Raw genomic sequence first — 3403 nt, 5'->3', positions numbered from 1 at the left:
GTAGAGGTAATTTTTGTTGCTGACAGTGCCAAGGCAGTATTAACCGCGTTTACAGTCGGTACCAATGGTCAACCTGCGAACGGCAGTGATCAGAACAGTGTTACGGCCACGGTGAAGGATCCAAACGGTAATCCAATTTCAGGCAAATCGGTTACTTTTACAGTGACAGGTGAGGCGACATTACTCGATAACACAGTGGAGACTAACGACGAAGGTGAGGCGACAGCCAAAATCACTAGCTTAAAAGCGGGTAAAGCGACGATTACGGCGACTTACGATGGTGAGTCGAAGGAGGTAGAGGTAATTTTTGTTGCTGACAATACGAGCGCGGGTCTGAACAACTCGAATGCAGGGCTTGTGATTGGTGACAATAATAGCGTGGCGGATGGGATTGCTAAGAATAGCGTGGTTGCGACCTTAACCGACGCTCAGGGTAACCGAGTCCCAGAGCAATCCATTACTTTTGCAGTGACAAACGGTACCGCGAGTTTGAATAGTGAGAGTATCACGACAGATACCGACGGTAAGGCAACAGTCAAAATTACAAGCCAAACAGCGGGTAAAGCGACGATTACGGCGAGTTTCAATGGTGAGACGAAGAGCGTAGAGGTGACTTTCGTTGCTGATATTACCACGGCAGCGTTAACAGGGTTTACTGTCGACACTAATGATCAACTCGCGAATGGCAGTGATGCTAATAGTGTAACGGCTACGGTGAAGGATGCATACGGTAACCCGGTTGTAGGACAATCTGTTACTTTTGCAGTGACAGGTGATGCGAGTTTGAGTAATAGCAGTGTCACGACAGATATTGGCGGTAAGGCAGTAGTTAAAATTAAGAGTTCACGTTCTGGTAGAAAAACCATTACCGCGACTTTTGGCGCTGATTCTAAAACGGTTAATGTGGACTTTAGTGTTTATGCTGTTCTACAAAAAATTGAAGTGACTCAGAATAATGCGCAGTCAAATGGAAAGGATAAGAATATAGTCGTTGCTACTGTCGTTGATGGTAAAGGTGATCCATTGCCAAACTATACCGTTAGATTTGAAGCATCAGGAAGTACTAATTTTCCAAAATTTGATCAAGATATAGAGACAGATGCTGATGGCAAAGCGAAAGTAGAGATCACACATTTTTACAAAGAATCTATTTATATGTCGGCAAGTATTGATGGTAAAACTGAGGGCATTCATACCTCGTTTAGGTTATCAGAGATCAAAGTAGGTGGTCTAACGTTTTATGCCCCAGAGAGCGTTCATTTGTCACACTCCGAGGCAGTGAATTTTTGTAAAAGTTCAGGAAAAAGATTACCGACCCCGACTGAGATTCGGTCAATCCATGGTGTTAAAGAAGTATTAATCTATCGATGGGACACTAGTTATTGGTATTGGACAGATCAAGCAGATATGGCTGCTAATATAGATTTTTTCGTCGATATTATCACTTTAGATGTCACACCTAGCACACAGACACAGGGAACTAGACAAGTTGGTTACGCCTCTTGTGTTGATTAAATTTTCTTTCCTTGCCGAGCGTTATCGCTCGGCTTTTTCCAACTACTAGATTATGATCATTTATTTTGTCTGATACGAAAGTAACTTTATCATCCGAGTAATATATGCTTAAAACACTAGCCATTACCAATTATCGTTCCATCCGAAGTTTAGCGATTTCATTAAATACTGTAAATATTATTACAGGCCCTAATGGTAGCGGTAAATCCAATTTATATAAAGCGTTAAGGTTATTGGCGAATAGCGCCACTAATGGAGTTAATAATGCACTGATAAGTGAAGGAGGGTTATCTTCTGCATTTTGGGCGGGTTCTCAAAAAAAATTATCTTATAGTAGCACTATGGAATGCTCAAGATTAAAGCTTGGGTTTTCAACGGATGGCTTAGGTTATACGATTTCATTAGGCAAGCCTGTTCCATACCAGAGTGCTTTTGACTTCGATCCTGAAATTAAACATGAGTGTATTTTTAGTGGGCCACATTACCGTCTTGTAAGCTGTTCTGTTCAACGCAAAGGACCAGTACTAAGGGTAAGAAATAATAAAGGGTGGCACACTATAACTCAATATATCCCTAATTATGATACGATTTTTGATTCTTTTTCCAATCCAATGGACGTTGCCGAAATTTTCCAGACACGTGAAATGATCCGAAATTGGCGTTTTTATGATCATTTTCGTACGGATGCCGCTGCTCCAGCCCGCATACCGCAGTTCGCGACAAGAACAACGGTCCTTAGTCATGACGGCAGTGATGTTGCTGCGGCGATCCAAACCATTATTGAAATTGGTGATTATGAAACCCTTAACCGAATAATCGATCACGCATTTCCTGGTAGTAAGTTAGGGGTATCATGGAATGATGAGGGGTTATTTTCATTAGCTTTTCATCAAAAAGGCTTGTTAAGGCCGCTCACCGGCATTGAGTTATCCGATGGCACATTACGCTTTATTCTGTGGGTAGCGGCTCTATTAACGCCACGTCCACCAACATTAATGGTGCTTAATGAGCCAGAAAATAGTATTCATTCCGATGTTTTACCTGCTTTAGTGAAGTTAATCCTTTATGCTTCCCAGTATTCACAAATTTGGGTGATTTCACATTCTCAGCCATTAATCGATATACTAAAAAAGCATTCTGATTGTAAAATCATTGAATTAGAAAAACAGAATAGCCAGACTTTTGTAAAGGGGCAGGGAATATTAGATGCGCCTAATTGGCATTGGCCAGATTAAATATTTCGCATATTATCCTTATGTGCGAAATATTTATCTATCCGAGGAAGTCATCTTATTTAAGATGCTCCATCAATTCAACTAGCGTAGCATTAACTTCGATAAAGGCAACGATCAGCCCCTCACTAGGTGAAATTGGTTAAATAATAATATTTCCACTTTTAATTTATGTCGTGAGTTATAGATTTTAAAAGTAAAATAAGGAACCGATAGCGCATTATGCAAACAGTGTTGCTACTGCATACATAGCCTTATACTGCTAATTTAAAATGAGCTAAATTAATATTGTTAGTAAGTGTTTCCGTTATACTTTATTATTTAAATTGGCGTTGTTGATCAAATCAGCTTGAAGAACAATAACACCATATATGACTAGCCGTTAGCTTCTTACGGGCATACCTAGTCCTATGACTTTGTTTATAGCTTTGACATTCGCCATGATTTCGCCCACTTGAGCGTTGTAACATCTCAAGCTCAGTTTACCGCTTGTGAGTCCCTTATATCGGGATATTGCAGTCTCAGATATTGAGCGATAGTGATAACCAGACTCGGCTTTCCATTCCGCTATTGCCCCATTTTTCAGCGCTGTTACCGCTTCGTTTCTGGGATGCCCATCTTCCCAAAGTGCTGCATTCTTTCGAGGTGGTATTAAC

3 protein-coding genes are annotated in these 3403 nt (G+C 40.7%); 2 read left to right on the top strand and 1 reads right to left on the bottom strand.

Going from position 1 to position 3403, the window contains the following annotated elements:
- Together AACU59_RS03975 and AACU59_RS03970 are read left to right on the top strand one after the other, a co-directional pair.
- Positions 1-1515 (top strand): Ig-like domain-containing protein (locus AACU59_RS03975; RefSeq protein WP_202598868.1); only part of this gene is annotated, 1515 nt, incomplete at its 5' end.
- A 104-nt stretch (positions 1516-1619) separates the two neighbouring features.
- The gene (locus AACU59_RS03970) at positions 1620-2750 is read left to right on the top strand and encodes an AAA family ATPase (protein ID WP_094167549.1); all 1131 of its coding nucleotides are present in this window, start codon (positions 1620-1622) and stop codon (positions 2748-2750) included.
- Positions 2751-3129: 379 nt separating this feature from the next.
- Here the strand turns inward: AACU59_RS03970 and AACU59_RS03965 are convergent.
- The coding region (locus tag AACU59_RS03965) for a transposase (RefSeq protein ID WP_337247335.1) at positions 3130-3403 on the bottom strand (274 nt) is incomplete at its 5' end.

It is taken from the genome of Vibrio sp. V23_P3S9T160, from assembly GCF_963886625.1.
In the GTDB taxonomy this organism is placed as follows: Bacteria; Pseudomonadota; Gammaproteobacteria; order Enterobacterales; family Vibrionaceae; genus Vibrio; species Vibrio anguillarum.
Note: the sequence above shows the minus strand (reverse complement) of the source record. Positions and strands in the feature narration are given on the sequence as shown.

What these genes read in the sequence shown, in the direction of transcription:
- AACU59_RS03970 (WP_094167549.1), top strand. Translation starts at nt 1,620, where the DNA reads ATGCTTAAAACACTAGCCATTACCAATTATCGTTCCATCCGAAGTTTA.